Raw genomic sequence first — 16901 nt, 5'->3', positions numbered from 1 at the left:
TCTTCAGGAGACGGTCGGCGCCGGGGACGGGCCGGTCAGGCCCTTGTCCGCGCGCCAGCCGTCCACGATGGCCGCCTGGAGACCGAACATCTCGGCCTTCTCGTCCGGCTCCTCGTGGTCGTAGCCGAGGAGGTGCAGCACTCCGTGGACGGTGAGGAGCTGGAGCTCCTCGTCCATGGAGTGCTGCGTCGGGGCGTCCTTGCCCTGCCGCTCGGCGACCTCCGGGCAGAGCACGATGTCGCCGAGCAGGCCCTGCGGCGGCTCGGCGTCGTCCTTCGTCGGCGGACGCAGCTCGTCCATGGGGAAGGACATGACGTCCGTCGGGCCGGGCAGGTCCATCCACTGGATGTGCAGCTGCTCCATGGCGTCGGCGTCCACGGCGATCACGGAGAGTTCGGAGAGCGGGTGGATGCGCATCCGCGCGAGGGCGTAGCGGGCGATGTCGAGGATCGCCTGCTCGTCGACCTCGGTTCCGGACTCGTTGTTGACGTCGATCGACATGGTGGTGCTGGTCTACTTCCGCTTGTCCCGGGCGCCCTTGTGGGTGCCGTTCTCCGTACCGTTCTCGCTGTCGTACTTCTCGTACGCGTCGACGATACGGCCGACCAGCTTGTGCCGGACGACGTCGTGGGACGTCAGGCGCGAGAAGTGGACGTCGTCCAGGCCCTCCAGGATGTCCTGGACCTGGCGCAGACCGGACTTCGTCCCGCTGGGCAGGTCGACCTGGGTGACGTCGCCCGTGATCACGATCTTCGATTCGAAGCCGAGGCGGGTGAGGAACATCTTCATCTGCTCGGGGCTCGTGTTCTGGGCCTCGTCCAGGATGATGAAGGCGTCGTTCAGCGTGTTGTGCGTCAGCAGATGGTCCTGTGTGACGTACAGCGAGTCCTCGGCCGCCACCTGGATGCAGACGGTCTCCTCGCGCCCTGCAGGCTCGATACTGTCGATGAATCGCATGGGACGCCCACCGCCCCCTGCCGCCCGGTACGTGTCACGCTTGCGGGTCAGCCTGAACGGTTCGATCTCCTCCGGAAGCCGGATGTCGACGATGTGGGCATCACGGTTGAACCGGACGTCAAGGCCGTTGACCCTGCCGGGCCGCCTGCCCTCGGCTGCCCGTCGGCGGGTGTACGCGACACCGCCCAGCGACTGCACCAGCGCGATCACGTCGTCACGCAGCAGAATCGATGTGGTCGTGTACTGGATGCGGCAGGTGCGGTCCTTCTGCGTGACCGGACCACCGTCGGAGTCGAGCAGGCCCTGGAGGAGCGCCAACCGCACCTCGGCCGCGTTGTACAGGTACTTGTCCGGCACGGACTTGCTGTGGGACCGCGTGCGCAGCAGGTCCAGCTCTCGCAGGACTCGCGTGACGGGGTTCTCCAGCGTGACCACGTCACCAGGCGACTTGATCCGGTTGAGGACGTAGTCGGGGCCGCTCTTGTGCCGCACCACGACACCGGGCAACGCCGCGTTCAGCGCTTCGACCAGCTCGGGGTCCTGCGTGGAGAAGGAGGGAGTCGAGGAGCCCGTCAGGCAGCCGTCGCCCAGCAGCAGGCCCAGTGCGTACGGGTCCATCGGCACGTCGCGCTTCGGGAAGCACACCGGAGCCGTGAGCATCGGCAGTTCGTACCTACGGGCGTGCGCAGCCCGCAGGTTGCCGATCATGTCCTGGGTCTCCAGAACACGCCACGGTTTGTTTCGGCGCCTGTCGGAGGCGGTGCGGACCGTCCACAGGTGCTCCCCGCAGCACAGGGTCCAGGAGCCGTCCTGGGCGGTGACGCGGTAGACGTCCTTCTCACCCTGCGGGTACACGCCGAGGACCGGGGTCGGCTCACCGTTCGAACCGATGACGAGATCACCGACCCGGAGGTCGCCGATGGGGCGCCAGCCGTCCGGTGTGAGGACGTTCGTGAAGACCGGTTGCGCCCTGCCGCGCATGTAGGCCAGCGGGGCCACCTCGATCGTGCCCGCCGCCATCAGACGCGGGATGGAGTCGGGGTCGAGCATGTCGTGCAGCGCGTCGTACAGGGGGCGCAGGTACGGGTCGATCTTCTCGTAGAGCGTGCCCGGCAGGAAGCCGAGGCGCTCGCCGGCCTCGACGGCCGGGCGGGTGAGGATGATGCGGTTGACCTGCTTGGACTGGAGCGCCTGGACCGCCTTGGCCATGGCCAGGTAGGTCTTGCCGGTGCCGGCGGGGCCGATGCCGAAGACGACGGTGTGCTTGTCGATGGCGTCGACGTAGCGCTTCTGGTTGAGCGTCTTGGGGCGGATGGTGCGCCCGCGCGAGGACAGGATGTTCTGCGTGAGCACCTCGGCCGGGGTCTCCTGGCCGTCGCCCTCCCCGTTCCCGCTCGCCCTGAGCATGGCGATCGAGCGTTCCACTGCGTCCTCCGTCATCGGCTGTCCCGTGCGGAGCACGAGCATCATCTCGTCGAACAGGCGCTGGACGAGCGCGACATCACCGGCGTCGCCGACCGCACTGATCTCGTTGCCCCGGACATGGATGTCGACCGCCGGGAAGGCCTTCTCGATCACGCGCAGCAGCGCGTCTCCGGAGCCCAGCACGGTCACCATGGGGTGCGCGGCCGGAACGGTGAACTGCGCTCTCGCCTGCCCCTGTGCGGGGTCGTGCACTGTGGGTGTGTCAGTCATGGGCCGGCTCTGTAGGCCTTGCTCGTCCTCCTCGTACCGGGGCGGCTCGGCGTGGGCCGCCCTCGCACTGCCAAGGGTACGTCGGTGCACCGACAACGCCGTAGGGCTTTTCCACACCCGTCGCACCCGTGTCAGGCGGAGCGGCGGAAACCGATCGTGGGGACCGCCCGGCGCAGCGGCCACGGCCTGCCCGCCTCGGGGACGAGGCCTTCCAGGAAGGCGTACCGGGCGAGGGCCGTGGGGTCCTGGTCGTCGACCGACTGGACGCGGCGCCACCAGGCGGCGATCTCGGACCAGCCGGGCGCCGACAGGGAGCCGCCGAACTCCTGGACGGAGAGCGCGGCGGTCAGTCCGGCGAAGGCGAGCCGGTCGGCCAGCGGCCAGTCGGCGAGCGTGCCCGTGACGAACCCGGCGACGAAGACGTCACCCGCCCCGGTCGGGTCGAGGGCCTCGACGGCGATCGCCGGGACCACGGCGCTCTCGTCGGTCCGGCCGTCCACGGCGTACGCGCCCTCCGCGCCGAGGGTGACGACGGCGAGCGGCACGTGCTCGGCCAGCGCGTGCGCCGCCGCCCGCGGGCAGTCGGCGCGGGTGTACCGCATGGCCTCCTCCGCGTTGGGCAGGAAGGCCTCGCAGTGCTCCAGGTCGGCGAGTCCCGCCAGGTCCCAGCGGCCGGTGTCGTCCCAGCCGACGTCCGCGAAGACACGGGTGCCGGCGGCCGCCGCCTCGGCGATCCAGGGGGCGCGGGTGCCGGGCGTCAGGGAGGCGACGGCGGCACGCGCGCGGGGGGCGTGTTCGGGGGCGGGCTCCTCGGGGGGCGGCTCGTGCCCGTGGCTGACCATCGTCCGCTCGCCCTCGTAGGCCATCGACACGGTGACCGGCGAGTGCCAGCCCGGTACGGTGCGCGACGGTCCGAGGTCGATGCCCTCGCCCTGCTCCAGGGCGTCCCAGCAGTACTCCCCGTAGTGGTCGTCGCCGAAGGCCGCCGCGAGTGACGTGCGCAGGCCGAGCCGGGCGAGTGCCGTGGCCATGTTGGCGACGCCGCCGGGGCTCGACCCCATCCCGCGTGCCCAGGACTCGGTCCCGCGCACCGGGGCCGAGTCGAGTCCCGCGAAGACGATGTCGAGGAAGACGGTGCCCGTGAGGTAGACGTCGAACGGCGGGTCGTGCGGGGTGCGCAGCCCGGCGAGCGGGTCGATCTGGGCCGGCCGGCGCGGTCCCTCTCCGTCGGGGTCGATCACGGTGGGCTCCCTGGCGTGGTGCGGATTCAGGCCAGTGTGCCACCCCCCTCGCCGGGGCCGGGGTCCCCCGCCGGGGCGGTTCCGCCCGTGTCGGGCACTGCTCGGGGCCCCGCCGCACCCGGTGCCGTGCCCCCGGCCGGGTCCGCCGGGACGTGTCCGGATCGCCCCGCCGGGACTACCAGCGCGGGACGGCGGGAGTCACCCACTCCGGGTCGGCGACCCGCATGGCGGCCGCGTCGTCGCGGTCGCGCAGCGTGCCGTCGTCGTCGAGCCAGCGCCGGTGCAGGAACTCCAGCCGGGAGCGGTCGAGTTCGACGCCGAGGCCGGGTGCGTCGGACACCGTGACGGCGCCGTTCTCGAAGGCGGGGCGCTCGGTGAGCACGTCCTCGGACTGCCAGGGGTAGTGGGTGTCGCAGGCGTGGTGGAGGCCGGGGACGGTCGACGCCACGTGGGTCATCGCGGCGAGCGAGATGCCCAGGTGGGTGTTGGAGTGCATCGAGATCCCGACCCCGAAGGTGCGGCAGACGGCGGCCAGTTCGCGGGTGTTGCGCAGGCCGCCCCAGTAGTGGTGGTCGGAGAGCACGACCTGCACGGCTCCCCGGGTGAACGCCTCCGGGATCTCCGCGAAGGTGGTCACGCACATGTTGGTGGCCAGCGGCACGTCCGTCGCCGCCGCGACCTCGGCCATGGCGGGGGTGCCGAGCGCGGGGTCCTCCAGGTATTCCAGCACCTCCCCCAGCTCCCGCGCGACCCGCAGCGACGTGGTCACCGACCAGGCGCCGTTGGGGTCGAGCCGCAGCGGACGCCCGGGGAAGGCCCGCGCGAGGGCGCGTACGGCGGCGATCTCCTCGTCGGGCGGGAAGACCCCGCCCTTGAGCTTGTAGGAGGTGAACCCGTACCGCTCGGTGAACCTGCGCGCCTGTTCGACGACTCCGGCCGGGTCGAGGGCGGCTCCCCAGTCGTCCCGCTCGGCGGCGACGCCCTCGGGGTGCGCGGCCCACTTGTAGAAGAGGTACGCGCTGTACTCGACCGCGTCCCGCACCTTGCCGCCGAGGAGGGCGTGCACGGGCAGCCCGAGGGCCTTGCCGAGGGCGTCCAGGAAGGCCACCTCGAAGCCGGAGACGACGGACAGCCGCAGCTTGTCGGCGGTCTGCACCCCGCGCAGCCCGCCCACGTCGACCTGGTGGTCGATCCGCCCCCGGTCGACGGCGACCGCGTCGGCGGCGGCGAACAGACCGTTCACGTCCGTGACCGACAGCCCCACCAGACGTTCGGCCAGGGGCCGGGCGAGTTCCAGGTACTTGCTGTCGCCGTACGTCTCGCCGACGCCCGTCGCACCGCCCGCCGTGACGACCTCCACGATCAGCCTGGGGGTGTACGGCTGGTGCACCCCCTGGGTGTTGAGCAAAGGCGGGTCGGCGACCAGGATCGGGGTCAGCCGGACCTCGGTGACGGTCAGGTCGCGGGTCACAGTGCGGCTCCTACGGGGGTGGGACCGGACACGAGGGCCAGCCCGGCGGCGATCAGCGCCTCGAGGTCGGCGAGGTCGGCGGGCGAGGGTTCGGTGAGCGGGGCCCGTACGGGGCCGACGGGCCGGCCGCGCAGCCGGGCCGCGGCCTTCACCAGCGAGACGGCGTAGCCGGTTCGGCGGTCCCGCAGTTCGACGAACGGGACGTAGAACTCGCGCAGCAGCCGGTCCATCACGGTGTCGTCACCGCGCCGGTGGGCCGCGAAGAAGGCGCCGGCGATCTCGGGGGCGAAGGCGTGCACCGCCGAGGAGTAGGCGGGTACGCCGACGGCGGCGTAGGCGCGGGCCTGGATCTCCGCGGTGGCGGCGCCGTTGAAGAACAGGAAGCCCTCGGGCGCGGCGAGCGTGAGCCGCTGGAGCCGGTCGAGGTCGCTGTGCCCGTCCTTGAGCCCGACGACCCCGGGGATGCGGGCGATCCGCCGCAGCGCGTCGGGGGTGAAGGCGACCTGTCCGCGCTGGTAGGCGATGAGCGGCAGCCGGGTCCGCGCGGCCAGGTGCTCCAGCTGCGCGACGAGCCCGTCCTGCGGGGCGGCGACGAGGTAGTGCGGCAGGACGAGCAGGGCGTCGGCGCCGGCGTCCTCGGCGATCCGGGCGAACCGGGCGGCCTGTGCCCAGCCGTAGCCGGTGCCCGCGACGACGGGGACGCGGCCCGCCGTCTCCTCCACGGCCGCGGTGACGACCTGCCGGTACTCGTCCTCGTCCAGGGAGAAGAACTCGCCGGTGCCGCAGGCCGGGAAGACGGCGCCGGGCCCGGTGGCGAGCTGGGTCTCCAGGTGCGCGCGGAAACCGTCGAGGTCGAGGGAGCCGTCGGCGTGGAAGCTCGTCAGCGGGAACGACAGCACGCCCCGGGCCATGCCGCTCCGGAGCCCGCTGACGGCTCCGGACTCTGAGTCCGTACGCATGCCATCTCCATATGTAGACGCTATACACGTATGAAAATGGAGCGTAGGCAGAACCCCCCGCCCCGTCAATGCCGCACACCCACCCCGAGCAGGGGACGACCATCGGACCGAGCCCACTCCTCCACGAACATCGGTCCCCGGTAACGCTGTTGACGTCGAGGCAGGCCGCCGAGCCCGACACCGACGCGCCACCGCCCGCACCCACCCGCGCCGCCGCACGATCGCCCGCAACTCACATAGGCGGACGGCGGCCCCACCGAGACGGGCGCCGCACGCCGACCCGGACCGCGAGGAACGACGGCCCGCAGCCGCAATTCGGCGGAAGGGGCCGTGCCGGTACATCAGATGGCCGTCGGGTACGGGAGGTACGCAACCGAGGAACGCTGGTACGGACGCCGACAACAACTACCGACGGCCGGATGTACCGGCACGGCCCCGACCCACCCACCGGACCGAAAGCGCCCGGCGCCCACCGAAGGCACCGGCACCCACCAGCGCAAACGACCTCGTTTACCCCGCTGCCCTCACCGCAAACGCGACGTGGCCCAGATCACACCGTCCCGCCTTCTTCCCGGGCCCGCCGCCTTGATACAAATTGCCCGCGCGTTCCTGTCCGTCGACAGCCGCCCACCCCCCTCACCGAGCCGCTTCTTCCGCATGCCCCGGGAACGCCCGTGTCCGCCCGCACCACCCCTCCCTGGCCCCTCGTCGCCCTTTTCACGGCGGGCTACCTCGCCCCCTACCTGCTCCCCACGACCGTCGGCCGACTGGACGCGGGGCTTTCCCTCTCCGCCACCCAGGCCGGTTCCATCGGCAGCGCCCTGCTGCTGAGTTCGGCCGCGGCGGGCTTCGTCCTCGCCTCGCGCGTGGAGCGCCTCGGCCCCCGCCGGGTCGCCCGCGCCGGCCTCCTCCTCGCCGCCGTCGGCTACGGCACCGCCGCCCTGACGACCACCGTCCCCGTGGTGGTCGCCGGTGCGCTGGCCGGCGGCTTCGGCTCCGGCACCGCCACCACCGTCGCCGCGACCGGCATCGCCGCCCAGCGCGATCCCCACCGCGCCTCCACGCTCGGCCTGCTCGGCGTCTCCGCGCTCGCCGGCGCGGTCTACCTGACGGTCCCCCACCTCGGCCCGGGCCACGGCCACCCGCTCGCGGCGATCGCCCTGGTCGCCCTGCTGGTCTGGCCGGCGACCAACCGCCTGCGCACGAAGGCGACCGCGGGGACCGAGGGAACGGCCGGGACCACCGGGACGGCCGGCACGGCGACGTCACGCCCGTCGGCGCACCGCCCCTACCCGAGGGCGGGCCTCGTCCTGGCCGGAACCATGCTCCTGTGGTCGCTCGCCCAGAACTCCCTGTGGGGGGTGAGCGGCCGCATCGGCACCGCGCAGGCGGGCCTGAGCGAAGTCACCGTCGGCGCGGTCTTCGCGATCGCGCTCGGCGCGGGCCTGCTCGGCGTGATCGGCGCGGGCGCCCTGGGCCCGCGCCTCGGCCGGGCGCTGCCGATCGGCGCGGGCACGGCGGTGATCGCGTGCTGCATCGCGCTCAGTGCGGCGGCCGACGACCTGACGTCCTTCGCGGCGGGCGAGATCGCCTGGAACACGGTCTACCCGATCGTGCTGTCGTACCTGATCGGCCTGGCCGCGACGATGGACCCGCGGGGCCGGTGGGCGGTCCTGGTCGGCTCGGCGTCCTCGCTCGGCACGGCGTGCGGCCCGCTGGCGGGCAGTCTGCTGTCGGCGTCGGCGGGCTATCCGGCGATGGGCCGGGTCCTGGCCCTCGGTCTGCTCGTCATCGCCGCCCCGATGACGGCCGTCGCCCTGCACACGAGCGGCCGCCGGTTCCTGCCGAGCCCGGTCCTCCGGACGCACACGGCTCGTGCGCACACCGCTCGGGCGCACACCGCTCGTACGCGCGCCGCCCGCGCGCACACCGCCCCGGAGCAGCCGGTCGTGGAGATCGCGCTGGACGGCATCCCGGCTCAGCGGGCGGCGTACGACACGGCGGGCCCGAGACAGGCGGCAGCCCCGGGCCCGGGACCGGGCTGACCCGCCCCGTCGGAGGCGGGCGCCTACTCGGTCCCGGCCACCGCCGGGGTCCCGAACTCGTAGGCGTCGACCTCGGCGAGGTACCGGGCGCGCCGCTCCTCGTCGTGGTCCAGGAAGGCGGCCTCGAAGGAGTTGCGGGCGAGTTCCCGCAGCCGCTCGTGACCGAGGCCGAGTACCTCGTGCACGGCGTGGAAGGTGTCGCCGACGTACCCGCCGAAGTAGGCGGGGTCGTCGGAATTGACGGTGCACAGCAGCCCGGCGTCCATCATCGCGGGCAGCGGGTGGTCCGCCAGGACGTCCACGGCCCGCAGCCGTACGTTGGACAGCGGGCACAGCGTCAGCGGCACCCGCTCCCGCACCAGCCGCTCGACCAGTGCCGGGTCCTCCATGCAGCGCAGCCCGTGGTCGACGCGCTCGACGCCGAGCACGTCGAGCGCCTCGGTGATGTAGGCGGGCGGCCCCTCCTCGCCCGCGTGGGCGACGCGTCGCAGTCCGAGCGCGGCGGCGGCCTCGTACACCTCGCGGAACTTGGCCGGCGGATGCCCCACCTCGGCGGAGTCGAGGCCCACGCCGACGATCCGGTCGAGGTAGGGCCGGGCGGCCTCCAGGGTCTCCAGCGCGGACTCGGCGGACTCGTCGCGCAGGAAGCACATGATCAGCTGGGTGGAGACGCCGTGCGTCTCCTCGCTGCGGCCGAGGGCGCGGGAGAGGCCGCGGACGACCGTCCCCATGTCCACGCCGCGGGCGATGTGGGCCTGCGGGTCGAAGAAGATCTCGGCGTGCCGTACGCCCTGCGCGGCGGCGCGGGCGAGGTAGGCGTCGGCCAGGTCGGCGAAGTCCTGTTCGGTCCGCAGGACGGCCATGAGCCCGTAGTACAGGTTCAGGAACGACTGGAGGTCGTCGAAGAGGTACGCCTTGCGGAGTTCCTCGGTGTCGGCGTAGGGCAGCGTGACGCCGTTGCGCGCGGCGAGCGTGAAGGCGAGCTCGGGCTCCAGCGTGCCTTCGATGTGCAGGTGCAGTTCGGCTTTGGGGAGGGGCATCGAAACATCGTACGAAACGAACGCCGCACATCCACACGAACCCTGCCCCACCGGTCACCTTCACCACCTGCGGCGCACGGCCCGCACGCCCGGCCCGTACTGGGGCTCCCGGCCCGCTCTGGGGCTCCCGGGCCGCACGGCCCCTCCCCGCGCACCGCGCCCGGGCCTTTCGAAGCGCCGCAGGACCGCACCCCCGGGCGGCGCGGCTGCCCGCCCTCCCCGCGGGCTCAGCCCCGCTTCGGGACCGGCACCCTGATCAGGTCGTGCGCCACGGTCAGTTCGCCCGCGAAGCCCGCGGCCCGGGCCTGCCGCTCGAACTCGGCGGGCTCCGAATACCGCTGGCTGAAGTGCGTCAGTACGAGGTGCCGTACGCCCGCGTCGGCGGCGACCCGTCCGGCCTGACCCGCCGTCAGATGCCCGTGGTCGACGGCGAGCCGCTCGTCCTCGTCGAGGAACGTGGACTCGATGACGAGCATGTCGCAGCCATCGGCGAGCGCGTGCACGCCGTCGCAGAGCCGGGTGTCCATGACGAAGGCGAACCGCTGCCCCCGCCGCACCTCGCTGACCTCGTCCAGGGTGACCCCGCCGACCGAACCCTCGCGTTGCAGCCGCCCGACGTCCGGGCCCCTGATCCCGCGTTCGGCGAGCAGGCCGGGCAGCATGCGGCGGCCGTCGGGCTCGACCAGCCGGTAGCCGAAGGACTCCACGGGATGGGAGAGCCGCCGCGCCTCCAGCGTGTAGGAGGCACTGGTCGCGAGCACCCCGTCGGCGTCGACGGGGGCCTCGGTCAGCGCGACGGTCTCGCGGTACGCCGTGGCGTACCGCAGCCGGTCGAAGAACCGCTGTCCGGAACGCGGGTAGTGCGCGGTCACCTCGTGCGGCACCCGGTCGAGGTTGATGCGCTGGATCACGCCGGCGAGTCCGAGCGAGTGGTCGCCGTGGAAGTGCGAGACGCACAGCCGGTGCAGGTCGTGCGCGGCGACCCCGGCGCGCAGCATCTGCCGCTGGGTGCCCTCGCCGGGGTCGAAGAGCAGGCCCTCGCCGTCCCAGCGCAGCAGGTAGCCGTTGTGGTTGCGGTGCCGGGTCGGGACCTGACTGGCGGTGCCGAGGACGACGAGTTCGCGTACGGACAAAGCGGGGCGTCCTTACCCGGGAGGCCACTGCAGGCCGCGTCCGCCCAGGACGTGGGCGTGCGCGTGGAAGACGGTCTGTCCGGCGCCGCTGCCGGTGTTGAAGACGAGCCGGTAGCTGTCCAGGCCCTCCTGGGCCGCGATCTCGCCGGCCTCGCGCAACACGTCGGCGGCGAGCGCCGGTTCGGCCGCGGCGAGTGCCGCCGCGTCGGCGTGGTGGGCCCGGGGGATCACCAGGACGTGCGTCGGCGCCTGCGGGTTGATGTCGCGGAAGGCGAAGGTCGTCTCCGTCTCCCGCACCACGGTCGCCGGGATCTGCCCCGCGACGATCTTGCAGAACAGGCAGTCGTCCTGCGGTTCTCCCGACATGCGTGTGCCTCCTCGCGCCCGTTGATCACTGTCGTCGGCATCGTATCGGCCCGCCGGTCCCGGGCCCCCGCCCTCCGGCGGACCTCCACCGGCGCCCGAGTCGCGCGCCGGGGCCGGTGGGGTCCGCGGCGGTCAGAGTCCGGGCAGGGACGGCGCGGTCTTCGCCGGGTTCTCGGCGAGCGCCGCCAGCGCGATGCGGATCGCCTCGTCGAGCTGGACGTCCCGGCCGGCGGCGTGGTCCTGGGGTGCCTGGACGACCTCGACATCGGGGTCGACGCCGTGGTTCTCCACGGCCCACTCGTGACCCTCCAGCCAGATCGCGTACTTGGGCTGCGTGACGAGGGTGCCGTCGACGAGCCGGTAGCGGCTGTCGATGCCGACCACGCCGCCCCAGGTCCGGGTGCCGACCACCGGGCCGATGCCGAGTGCCTTGATGGCGGCGTTGACGATGTCGCCGTCCGAGCCGGAGAACTCGTTGGCGACGGCGACGACGGGCCCGCGCGGCGCGTCCTCGGGGTAGCTGAACGGGCGCATGCCGCGGGGCAGGTCCCAGCCGACGATGCGGCGCGCGAGCTTCTCGACGACCAGCTGGGAGGTGTGGCCGCCGCGGTTCTCGCGGACGTCCACGACCAGTCCCTCACGGGCCACCTCGATGCGCAGGTCCCGGTGGATCTGGGCCCAGCCGGGCGCCTGCATGTCCGGCACGTGGAGATAGCCGAGGCGCCCGCCGGACCTCTCGTGGACGTAGGCCCGGCGGTCGGCGACCCAGGCGTGGTAGCGCAGCGGTTCCTCGTTGTCGGTGGGGACGACCACGGCGTGCCGCAGGTCGCCGCCGCCGGACGGGGAGACGGTCAGCTCGACGGGCCTGCCCGCCGTGCCGACGAGGAGCGGTCCGGGTCCGGTCACGGGGTCGACCGGGCGCCCGCCGACGGCGACGACGGCGTCCCCGGCGCGGACGGCGACTCCGGGCGCGGCGAGCGGGGCCTGGGCGTCGGGGTCGGAGGTCTCCGAGGGCAGGATCCGGTCGATGCGCCAACTGCCGTCCTCGTGACGGGAGATGTCCGCTCCGAGCAGGCCCTGGGCGTGGGAGCCGCCGCCCCGGCCGCCGCGCGGGGTGACATAGGCGTGCGAGGTGCCCAGTTCGCCCTGCACCTCCCAGAGGAGGTCCACCAGGTCGTCGTGGGTGGCGACGCGCTCCAGGACGGGCCGGTACGTGTCGAGGACGCCGTCCCAGTCGACCCCGCCCAGGTCGGGACGCCAGAAGTTGTCCCGCATGAGGCGGCCCGTCTCCTCGTACATCTGCCGCCACTCGGCGGCCGGGTCGACGCTCTGGTGGACCCGGGAGAGGTCGACGGTGATGTTGCTGTCGCTGTCGTCGTCGTTCGAGGCGCGGCGGTCGCTGGGGACGACCTTGAGCTTGCCGTCGGTCCACAGCAGGACCCGCTTGCCGTCGCCGCTGACGGCGAAGTGGTCGGCGTCGGAGGCGAGGTGCTCGATGCGCTGCTGGACGAGGTCGTAGCGCTCCAGCTCGGTCCTCGGGTCCGGGTCGTCCGGGGTGGCGCGGGAGGAGCCGAGCACCCCGCGCACCGGGTGGCGCAGCCACAGCAGGCCGTCCTTGGCGGCGCGCAGCCCGGTGTAGCGGGCGGCCTCGACGGGGAACGGCACGATGCGGTCGCCGAGTCCTTCGAGGTCGATACGGGTGGTCGGGGTGCCCTCGCTCTCGGGGGTCTCGTCCTTGTCGGGGGCCTCGAAGGGGCGGCCGTGGCGCTGCGGCCCGAACGGCGAGGGGGTGGTCGCGGCCAGCGTGATGAGGTGGGGCCGCGAGCCGCCGACGAAGGCGAGGTCGAAGACGTGCTCGTCGTAGACGGGGTCGAAGGAGCGCGCGGACAGGAAGGCGAGGTGCTTCCCGTCGAGGGTGAACGCCGGCGCGTAGTCCTGGAAGCGCAGCGGGGTCGCCTCGGTCACCGACAGGTCGGCGGTGTTGGCGAGCTTGAGCTGGCGCAGCGGGCGCGGGCCGGGGTGCGACCAGGCGAGCCACGCGGAGTCGGGCGAGAAGACGAGGCCGGAGACCTCGCCGTCCTCGCTGCGGTCGACCTCCCGGACCTCGCCGGTCTCCCGCTCGACGAGCAGGACGCGCCCGTCGTGCGAGGCGACGGCGGCGCGGCTGCCGTCGGGTGCCACGGCGAGCCCGAGGACCCGGCCGAGCCGGCCGGCGGCGAGCCGGCGCGGGGTGGCGCCGGGGGCGGCACCGGTGGCGGGCGCGAACTCCAGGGCGTCGTCGCCCTCGGCGTCGGTCACCCACACCACGTACTCCTCGCCGTCGGCGCGGAAGGTGCGGGGCAGCCGGGCGCGTACGCCGGGCTCGGCGGCGAGCGCGCGGGCCGGGCCCGCGCGGTGGGTGACCCAGTGGACGGCACCGCGCACGGAGACGGCGCTGCCGCGGCCGGTGTGGTCGGGCGCGCCCGCGCCGAACCAGCGGGCGGCGCTGACGGGATGGGGCTGGAGGTCGACGCGCTGGCCGCCGAGCCGGACGTCCAGCCGGCGCGGCTCGGCGCCGTCCAGGTCGTCGAGGAGCCACAGTTCACCGGCGGAGGCGTAGACGACCCGGGTGCCGTCGGTGGCGGCGTGGCGGGCGTAGAAGGCGTCGACGCCGGTGTGGCGGCGCAGGTCGGAGCCGTCGGCGAGGGAGGAGTACACGGCGCCGACGCCCTCGTGGTCGGAGAGGAACGCGACGCGCTGGCCGACCCACATCGGGTATTCGAGGTTCCCGTCGAGGTCCTCGTGCAGGCGGACGAACTCGCCCTCGCCCTCGCGGTCGATCCACAGCTTGCCCGCCGTGCCGCCGCGGTAGCGCTTCCACCAGGCGGCCTCGCGGCCCATGGGCGCGGACAGCAGGACGGTGCCGGGTCCGCCGTGGGCGACGTCGCCGACGGGGCCGTACGGCAGGGTGTCCGCGGGGCCGCCGTCGAGCGGGACGGCGCGGGCCCAGCTGCGCCGCAGGGAGGCCTGGCCGACCGTGCTGAGGGCGAGGACGCGTCCTTCCGGGGTCCAGCCGCGGACCTGGGTCCGCCCGCTCCCCCAGTAAGTCAGCCGCTTGGCGGGGCCGCCGTCGAGGGGGGCGGCGTGCACCTCGGGGGCGCCGTCCCGGGTGGAGGTCCAGGCGACGGTGGTGCCGTCGGGCGAGATGCGCGGGTGGTTCACCGGGACGTTGTCGGCGCTGACCCGCCAGGCGCGGCCGGCGGCGTCGAGCGGGGCGGCCCAGACGTCGTCCTCGGCCGTGAAGACGAGGAGGTCGCCGTGCAGGTGGGGGAACCGGAGGTATGCGGGGGGTACGGACTGTGTCACCCGGTCACCCTATGCAGCGCCCGGCCGCCCGGACAGGGGTTTGGATCACTTGGTGCCCCGGCGGCCGCGCCTCACTTGCCCTCGACCGGACGGCAGGAGGGGTAGTTCTCGCACCAGATGGTCTGCGTCTCGGTGACCGTCACGGTCGCCCCGGGCCGCCGCGGGTCGTAGGAGACGGGCGGGGTGCCGGCGGCGTCGCAGTTGCCGAGCACGCTGAGACGGAAGCGCTGTTTGCCGCCCACCTTGGCGGTGAGGTCGCCGCGTACGCACTTGCCGTTGACCTCGCGCGTGACCTCGCCGGTGATGGTGATGTCCTGCCCGCTCTTCGTCTCGCCCTGGCAGTCGACGTCCGCCACGGTCCGCACGGTGGGCGAGGACGACTTGCCGGGCGTGGACACCTTGTCGCGGTCGCCGTAGTTCGCGGTGCAGCTCAGCCACTGCACGTCGACGCCCCGCCGCTCCAGCTCCTTGGTGCCCGCCTGGTCCGTGGTGTACGCGACCGACGCGGAGCTGAGCCCGTCACCCGGTTCGCACGCGGCCACGCCGAACACGGCGACCGCGCCCAGAGCGGCCAGTCCGTGGAGCCTTCCGCGACCGGTCCGCCGCCTTGAATGCCTCAAAACCCCCATGGAGGGCAGCGTGCCACCGTCGCGGGCCCGGCGGTAGACCGCATGCGGCCAGTGTGACCGAGGGCCGCGAGGCGGCGGCGGCTCCCGCGCGGCTCCGCGAAGTCGCCCTGCGGAGGCGCGAGTTCCGGCGCCACCTGCGGGGACGGTGGGTCAGGACCAGCGTCCGGTGCGGCCCAGCAGCAGGGCCGTCGCCGCGGTGCCGGCGGTGGAGGTGCGCAGCACGCTGCGCCCCAGCCGGTACGCCTTCGCGCCGGCCTCGGCGAACAGCGCCAGTTCCTCCGGCGAGACACCGCCCTCGGGTCCCACGACGAGCACGATGTCGCCGCTCGCGGGGAGTTGGGCCGTGGCCAGGGGCTCACTGGGGTACGCGCGGTCCTCGTGCAGGACGGCGGCGAGGTCGGCGGTGGCCAGAAGTGCGGCGACCTGGCGGCTCGTCATGGCGTCGGTGATCTCCGGGAAGCGCACCCGGCGGGACTGCTTGCCGGCCTCCCGGGCGGTGGCCCGCCACTTGGCGAGCGCCTTCTGGCCCCGGTCGCCCCGCCACTGGGTGATGCAGCGGGAGGCGGCCCAGGGCACGACGCGGTCGACGCCGGTCTCCGTCATCGTCTCGACGGCGAGTTCGCCCCGGTCGCCCTTCGGGAGGGCCTGGACGACGGTGATGCGCGGCGACTCCGGCGGTTCCTCGGCGACCGCGCCCATCCGGACGGTCAGCCGGTCCTTGCCCTCGGCGCCGGTCACGACGCACTCCGCCCACCGGCCCGCGCCGTCGGTCAGGACGACGTCCTCACCGGGGCGCAGCCGCTTCACGGAGACCGCGTGCCGTCCCTCGGCGCCGTCGAGCACGAACTGTCCGCCGCTGTCCGGACGGAGGTCCTCGACCACGAACACCGGCGCGGTCATCGGGCCGTGCCCGCGGCCGGGAACGACGACAACGCTGTCTTCGCGGCGTCGAGTTCGGCGGCCAGGACCTCCACCAGCCGGCCGGCGGGCAGGTCGCGGGCCATCCGGTGGCCCTGGCCCGCCCACAGCGCCATGCCCTGCGGGTCGCCCGCCTTGGCCGCCGCCTTGCGCAGCGGGGAGGTGAGGTGGTGGACCTCGGGGTAGGCGGCGGGGGCGTAGGGGCCGTGCTCGCGCATGAAGCGGTTCACGAGGCCGCGGGCCGGCCGCCCGGAGAACGCGCGCGTCAGCTCGGTGCGGACGAACAGGGGGTTGGTCAGCGCCTCCTTGTGCACGGGGGCGGCGCCGGACTCGGGTGTGGCGACGAACGCGGTGCCGAGCTGGGCCGCGCTCGCGCCCGCCGCGAGGACCGCGGCGATCTGCGCGCCGCGCATGATGCCGCCGGCCGCGACGATCGGCAGCCGGACGCTCTCGCGGACCTGGGCGACCAGCGAGAGCAGCCCGATGCCGGCGCCGTCCGTCTCCGGGTCGTCCCGGTGGGTGCCCTGGTGGCCGCCGGCCTCGACGCCCTGCACGATCACCACGTCGGCGCCCGCCCGCTCCACGGCCTGCGCCTCGTCGGCCGTGGTCGCGGTGACCATCGTCAGCGTGCCGGCGCGGGCGAAGGAGGCGAGCACCTCGGGGGTGGGGCAGCCGAAGTGGAAGGAGACCGCGGGCACGGGATTGTCGAGGAGGACCGCGAGCTTGGTGTCGTAGCCGTCGTCGCGTCCGCTGTCGGGGTCGCCGAGCTCGGTGTGGTACCAGCCGGCCTCACCGGCGAGCTGGTGGGCGTAGACGTCGACGGCGGCCGGGTCCGTGTGTTCCTGCTGCGGCATGAAGAGGTTCACGCCGAAGGGGCGGCCGGTGAGGCCGCGCAGCTGCTTGATCTCCTGGTACATGCCGTCGGCCGTCTTGTACCCGGCGGCGAGGAAGCCGAGCCCGCCGGCCTCGGAGACGGCGGCGGCCAGCTGCGGCACGGAGACACCGCCCGCCATGGGGGCCTGCACGATCGGACACCGAAGGAGATCGGTCAGCGCGGAGGACATGACGGCATGTTGTCACGTCCTCCGTACAAGTCCGAATC

Annotated in this window: 13 protein-coding genes; 1 reads left to right on the top strand and 12 read right to left on the bottom strand. The window is 73.6% G+C overall.

Annotated elements, in window-relative coordinates:
• Nucleotides 1-3: 3 nt before the first annotated feature.
• From ybeY to ACWGIS_RS09415, 5 genes are all read right to left on the bottom strand, one after another.
• Nucleotides 4-501 carry an rRNA maturation RNase YbeY gene (gene ybeY, locus ACWGIS_RS09435; RefSeq protein ID WP_453361796.1) on the bottom strand — a complete coding sequence of 166 codons (498 nt, stop codon included), beginning with the start codon at nt 499-501 and terminating at the stop codon, nt 4-6.
• A 12-nt stretch (nt 502-513) separates the two neighbouring features.
• A complete protein-coding gene (locus ACWGIS_RS09430; protein WP_453361795.1) occupies nt 514-2652 on the bottom strand; it encodes a PhoH family protein in 2139 nt (712 codons plus the stop codon).
• Nucleotides 2653-2783: 131 nt separating this feature from the next.
• A complete protein-coding gene (locus ACWGIS_RS09425; protein WP_453361794.1) occupies nt 2784-3893 on the bottom strand; it encodes a carbohydrate kinase family protein in 1110 nt (369 codons plus the stop codon).
• A gap of 175 nt (nt 3894-4068) precedes the next feature.
• Nucleotides 4069-5364: a glucarate dehydratase family protein gene (locus ACWGIS_RS09420; RefSeq protein WP_453361793.1), complete on the bottom strand. Its 1296-nt coding sequence runs from the start codon at nt 5362-5364 to the stop codon at nt 4069-4071.
• On the bottom strand, nt 5361-6323 hold the full coding sequence (locus tag ACWGIS_RS09415; protein WP_453361792.1) for a 5-dehydro-4-deoxyglucarate dehydratase: 963 nt from the start codon (nt 6321-6323) through the stop codon (nt 5361-5363). Before ACWGIS_RS09415 ends, ACWGIS_RS09420 begins: the two co-directional genes overlap by 4 nt.
• Nucleotides 6324-6997: 674 nt before the next feature.
• On the opposite strand from ACWGIS_RS09415, the gene ACWGIS_RS09410 reads away from it, so the two are divergent.
• Entirely contained in the window at nt 6998-8368 is a 1371-nt protein-coding gene (locus tag ACWGIS_RS09410) for an MFS transporter (RefSeq protein WP_453361791.1), read from the top strand.
• Between the two features lie 23 nt (nt 8369-8391).
• On the opposite strand, the gene ACWGIS_RS09405 is transcribed toward ACWGIS_RS09410, so the two are convergent.
• The 7 genes from ACWGIS_RS09405 to ACWGIS_RS09375 form a co-directional block, all read right to left on the bottom strand.
• The gene (locus ACWGIS_RS09405) at nt 8392-9408 is read right to left on the bottom strand and encodes an adenosine deaminase (protein WP_453361790.1); all 1017 of its coding nucleotides are present in this window, start codon (nt 9406-9408) and stop codon (nt 8392-8394) included.
• 227 nt (nt 9409-9635) lie between these two features.
• On the bottom strand, nt 9636-10541 hold the full coding sequence (locus ACWGIS_RS09400) for a ribonuclease Z (RefSeq protein ID WP_453361789.1): 906 nt from the start codon (nt 10539-10541) through the stop codon (nt 9636-9638).
• Between the two features lie 12 nt (nt 10542-10553).
• A complete protein-coding gene (locus ACWGIS_RS09395) occupies nt 10554-10907 on the bottom strand; it encodes a histidine triad nucleotide-binding protein (RefSeq protein ID WP_453361788.1) in 354 nt (117 codons plus the stop codon).
• A gap of 132 nt (nt 10908-11039) precedes the next feature.
• Entirely contained in the window at nt 11040-14252 is a 3213-nt protein-coding gene (locus ACWGIS_RS09390; protein WP_453361787.1) for a S41 family peptidase, read from the bottom strand.
• A 71-nt stretch (nt 14253-14323) separates the two neighbouring features.
• Nucleotides 14324-14881: a hypothetical protein gene (locus ACWGIS_RS09385; RefSeq protein ID WP_453361786.1), complete on the bottom strand. Its 558-nt coding sequence runs from the start codon at nt 14879-14881 to the stop codon at nt 14324-14326.
• A gap of 150 nt (nt 14882-15031) precedes the next feature.
• Complete coding sequence (locus ACWGIS_RS09380) at nt 15032-15781, bottom strand: 16S rRNA (uracil(1498)-N(3))-methyltransferase (RefSeq protein ID WP_453361785.1); 750 nt, start codon at nt 15779-15781, stop codon at nt 15032-15034.
• Nucleotides 15778-16863, bottom strand: coding sequence for a nitronate monooxygenase (locus ACWGIS_RS09375; protein WP_453361784.1), 1086 nt, complete (start codon nt 16861-16863; stop codon nt 15778-15780). Before ACWGIS_RS09375 ends, ACWGIS_RS09380 begins: the two co-directional genes overlap by 4 nt.
• Nucleotides 16864-16901: the final 38 nt, after the last annotated feature.

It is taken from the genome of Streptomyces sp. NPDC054842 (genome assembly GCF_053611025.1).
The sequence above is the reverse complement of the archived record's forward strand: the minus strand, read 5'-3'. Positions and strand labels throughout refer to the sequence as shown.

Coding starts and splice junctions, on each gene's coding strand:
- ybeY (WP_453361796.1), bottom strand. CDS start 501: ATGTCGATCGACGTCAACAACGAGTCCGGAACCGAGGTCGACGAGCAG.
- ACWGIS_RS09430 (WP_453361795.1), bottom strand. CDS start 2,652: ATGACTGACACACCCACAGTGCACGACCCCGCACAGGGGCAGGCGAGA.
- ACWGIS_RS09415 (WP_453361792.1), bottom strand. CDS start 6,323: ATGCGTACGGACTCAGAGTCCGGAGCCGTCAGCGGGCTCCGGAGCGGC.
- ACWGIS_RS09405 (WP_453361790.1), bottom strand. CDS start 9,408: ATGCCCCTCCCCAAAGCCGAACTGCACCTGCACATCGAAGGCACGCTG.
- ACWGIS_RS09395 (WP_453361788.1), bottom strand. CDS start 10,907: ATGTCGGGAGAACCGCAGGACGACTGCCTGTTCTGCAAGATCGTCGCG.
- ACWGIS_RS09385 (WP_453361786.1), bottom strand. CDS start 14,881: ATGGGGGTTTTGAGGCATTCAAGGCGGCGGACCGGTCGCGGAAGGCTC.
- ACWGIS_RS09380 (WP_453361785.1), bottom strand. CDS start 15,781: ATGACCGCGCCGGTGTTCGTGGTCGAGGACCTCCGTCCGGACAGCGGC.
- ACWGIS_RS09375 (WP_453361784.1), bottom strand. CDS start 16,863: ATGTCCTCCGCGCTGACCGATCTCCTTCGGTGTCCGATCGTGCAGGCC.